Genomic DNA, 3,841 nt, shown 5'->3' on the forward strand with positions numbered 1-3,841 from the left:
TCTACAACCACGACCGCCGACACAGCACAGCCGACATGCAGAGCCCCATCGACTACGAGACCAACACGGCCCAGGGCCTGCCCAAAACCGCATAAGGAAGCCCTCCACGATTCGGGGGGAACCACATATTGGGGTGCTGTCGGGTGTGGTGGTGGGTGTGTTGTCGGGGGTTGTGTGGGGGAGGAATCCTGTTCCCAGGCATTTGTTGTCCGGTCCGCTGCTGGCGCAGGTGTAGCGGCTGGCCGTGGGTTCTTCGGTGTAGGCCACTGAGGCGCCCGAGTCCTCGCCCTGGGAGGCGCTGCCCTCAGGAGCAGGAATCGTCTGAGTCCACTGCCCCGAAAAAGTGGCCTCATTGTCGACAGCTCTAACGTCAAGGTCTGTGTAACTGTTTGAAAGCGGACATCCTGGACACAGAGGGATAAAAATAGTGACAGCGATAGCCATCCATGAACGCACCATCATGATGCTTTCTCGGTTTTGCTGTCGCATCCCACTACCATCCAGCGTCCATCAACATAGTGCAGAATGACTGCCAAGACATGGTCTGCGGGTGCGGGCCATTCGTGCTTGGTACCGTCGCCGTCATAGGTGATGGACTCGCCCATGGTTACTGTGAGCTCGACTTTGGAGTATTCGCCCCCCTCTGGGGGCGGGTAGTAATCGGCAATGGGTATGTCTTGCTCCCAGGGTTCGGCCCAGCCTCCGCTGGCATGAACTTCTACCGCGGTATCGATGGTGTCCTGGCAGAACATGCAGTCGTCTTCGCTCATGGCGGCGAATTCGGTGGTGTCACCGGTAACGAAGACGTACCTATAAAGTTCCATGAAGTAGTAGGCGCTATTGACGGCGCCGTCGGCGTCGTTGTTGTCCATATTGGAGGACTTGGTGGGCAGCTCCATGGCCAGGGCGGCCTGGCGCAGGGCGGCCAGTTCGGGTCCCATGGCGGTGTCGCGGGAGGCTTGGACGGAGGCCGAGGCTTCCGCCTCGCTCATGGTCGCGGTGGTGGTGCCGGCAATGGCCGTGAATGTCGCCGTCCCACTCCCGGTGGTCTGGCCGGCGGAGCAGGCTAGACCGCCCAGGGCGGACACCGATAGGGCGAGCAGCACTGCGCCGGCTCGACGCAACCAGTAGCGTGGCGCACCCCGACTGTCGCAGCCGGTGTCCGGGTTATCTTCGCGCCTGTCACGAAAGGTGCGTGGGCTGCGCGGCCAGGGTCGAGGGGCCATGGTGTCTCCAGGGGTGAGAGGGCAACCAGGTATGTAACTACCGCCACAATGTGGTGATAGCGGTCACTCTAGCGACCCCTGTGGTTCAGCACTACCCCTACGAAAGTACCTGTGGAGAACTTGTCATACATCCGACGACCTCTGTGCGGGCCACAAGACCCGAACACCCCCGAACCACCGAGCCGGCGAAACCCCAAAACCAACAGCACTGCTTGTGCGGACGGGAATCGTCAGAGTCCGATCACTTCTAATGCCCAGCTTATCGCCGCCGACACCTGAGGACGGGCCTCCACGAGCGCCCGCTATCACAGGGGCGCCTGTGAAGAAACGCATGAGGAGGAACGATCCTCGCCACCGTCGGCTCGGGTGCGCAGTATCATGGGCAGCGTCGCCTTCTGATCTGCTTCGTGGCCCGGCGCGCATTCGGGACGAACCCAAGACGCTCCCAACTATGACTGTCCCCGCCCCTGGTCACCCTGCAGGTTGGGAGGCGATTCCAATCCGCGAAGGAGAACTCATGGCCACGGAGCCCGTTCCCACCGTCACACTCAACAATGGCGTCGTCATGCCGCAGATCGGCTTCGGCGTCTACCAGATTCCGGATTCGGACCAGTGCGAGCGCGCAGTGCGCGACGCCCTCGAGGTTGGCTACCGGTCCCTGGACACCGCTCAGGTCTATCGCAACGAGGCTGCTGTTGGTGCCGCCATGGCCGCCTCCGGACTGCCGCGCGAAGAGATCTTCGTGACCACGAAGGTCTGGATCTCTAACGCCGGCGAGGAGCGCGCCTCCTCCTCCATTGAGGGCTCGCTGCGGCGCCTGCGCAGCGATTACATCGACCTGCTCCTAGTGCACCAGCCCTTCGGCGACTACTACGGCACCTACCGGGCCATGGAGCGGGCGCTATCCGAGGGCAAGGTCCGTGCCATTGGAGTCTCCAACTTCTTCCCGGGGCGCTTTGTGGACCTCGCTGAGCACGTCGAGATCCCCCCGGCCGTCAACCAGATGGAGACTCACGTCTTCAACCAGCAGAAAGCCAACCGCCCCTGGTACAGCAAGTACGGTACCGCCCTGGAGTCTTGGGGTCCGCTGGCCGAGGGCAAGAACAACCTCTTCACCAATGAGACCCTGGCGGCCGTAGGCGCCAAGTACGGCAAGACCGCCGCCCAGGTGGCACTGCGCTACCTGGTTCAGCGCGACATCATCATTATTCCCAAGTCTGTGCACCGGGAGCGGATGGTGGAGAACCTCGACATCCTCAGCTTTAAGCTCAACGTCGCTGACATGGAGGCGATCGCGGCCCTAGACGGTGGAGTGAGCCTGTTCGGCGATCACGAGAACCCCGAGTTCGCAGCCATGCTCAGCGGGCTCACCGCCGACGCCGACTAACTCGTGTAGCGCTGCCGGCCCGGACCCCGGCCACGCTTCTTCGCGCAGGGGCCGCCACGGGTCAACCTGCGCGGAGAGGCCCGCTCCAGCCGAGACGCCCCGGGTGCGGGCGGGTTTCTCTTCGGGGATGCGCAGGGAGCCGCCTTAGAAAGACGCTCCTGGCCGCCGGGCAGGAGCGCCGGGCCACCGGTTCGGCGCCGCTGAAGTCTGTCCCGATGTCGGGCGATCTGCGACCCTGGGACTGTGAGTCCACCCCCCCACCCGTTCGTGTCCGGCGTTGCGCAGAACCTCTACGCCGCCCCCATGGACCGTGCCCTGGTGCTCGCGGCGGCGGCCGGCCGGGCTGGGGAGGTCCCGGTGGGCGCCGTCGTCCTGGGACCCGATGGGCGCCTTCTGGCCCAGGCCGCCAACGCCCGGCAGACAGAGCACGACCCAACGGCCCACGCGGAAATCCGCGCCCTGCGCGCCGCCGGCGCCGCCTTGGGGAACTCCCACCTGGAGGGCTGCACCCTAGTGGTGACTCTGGAGCCGTGCACCATGTGCGCCGGGGCGATTGTGCTGGCCCGCCTGGCGCGGCTGGTTTTCGCCGCCTGGGAGCCCAAGACCGGGGCCTGCGGGTCAGTGCGCGACGTCGTGCGCGACGCACGCGCCAACCACCAGGTCGAGGTGATCGCCGGACTGCGGGCCGAGCAATCCACGAAACTCCTCACCAGCTTCTTCAACCAGCGGCGCCCAATGCCCGGCGCCGAGCCCGGTCCTGAGTTGCCTCCAGAGCCCGGCCACCCCACACCCGCTCCGATAAATCCCAATAGACGAAATAGATAAAATATATAAAGGAGGCACCATGACCCTGGAGGAGTTCCTCGCCCACGTCGGCGCCCGGGCCCCCATCGTCGGCGGTAGCCCGGAGGCCGCCTTCCAGAGCGCTTTTGCCATTGAGACCCAGCGGCTGACCGCTGAACTCAACACAGGATTCCACGAGCCCCAAGAGGTGCGCGCCCTCATGGAGCGGATCACCCGGCGCCCAGTCCCCGAATCCTTCCGCCTTTTCCCTCCCTTCACCGCAGACTTCGGAGCCAATATCCACCTCGGTCAGGACGTCAGGGGCTCGGCAAAGTTGTTTCTATGGTGCTGTGACCAGGCGTGTTGCTTCTGATGGTTCGTAGGTGAGGTGTCGTAGTCGTTCGGTTATGGATGCGTGGGGTCCGTAGGTCAGGCGTATGAGGCT

At 64.2% G+C, this 3,841-nt stretch carries 4 protein-coding genes; 3 read left to right on the top strand and 1 reads right to left on the bottom strand.

The window, feature by feature from the left end; all coding sequences use genetic code 11:
• Positions 1 to 458 precede the first annotated feature (458 nt).
• Entirely contained in the window at positions 459 to 1,226 is a 768-nt protein-coding gene (locus tag EUC46_RS12245; protein ID WP_128774437.1) for a DUF6318 family protein, read from the bottom strand.
• A gap of 517 nt (positions 1,227 to 1,743) precedes the next feature.
• On the opposite strand from EUC46_RS12245, the gene EUC46_RS12250 reads away from it, so the two are divergent.
• The 3 genes from EUC46_RS12250 to EUC46_RS12260 all read left to right on the top strand — a co-directional run bounded on the left by EUC46_RS12250 (position 1,744) and on the right by EUC46_RS12260 (position 3,769).
• Positions 1,744 to 2,613, top strand: coding sequence for an aldo/keto reductase (locus EUC46_RS12250; RefSeq protein WP_128774438.1), 870 nt, complete (start codon positions 1,744 to 1,746; stop codon positions 2,611 to 2,613).
• 303 nt (positions 2,614 to 2,916) lie between these two features.
• Positions 2,917 to 3,438, top strand: coding sequence for a nucleoside deaminase (locus EUC46_RS12255; RefSeq protein ID WP_128774439.1), 522 nt, complete (start codon positions 2,917 to 2,919; stop codon positions 3,436 to 3,438).
• Between the two features lie 19 nt (positions 3,439 to 3,457).
• Positions 3,458 to 3,769, top strand: a complete 312-nt coding sequence (locus tag EUC46_RS12260) for an LbetaH domain-containing protein (protein ID WP_206646006.1) — start codon at positions 3,458 to 3,460, stop codon at positions 3,767 to 3,769.
• Positions 3,770 to 3,841: the final 72 nt, after the last annotated feature.

Origin of the sequence: Actinomyces oricola (genome assembly GCF_004104015.1) — a bacterium.
Classification (GTDB): domain Bacteria; phylum Actinomycetota; class Actinomycetes; order Actinomycetales; family Actinomycetaceae; genus Actinomyces; species Actinomyces oricola.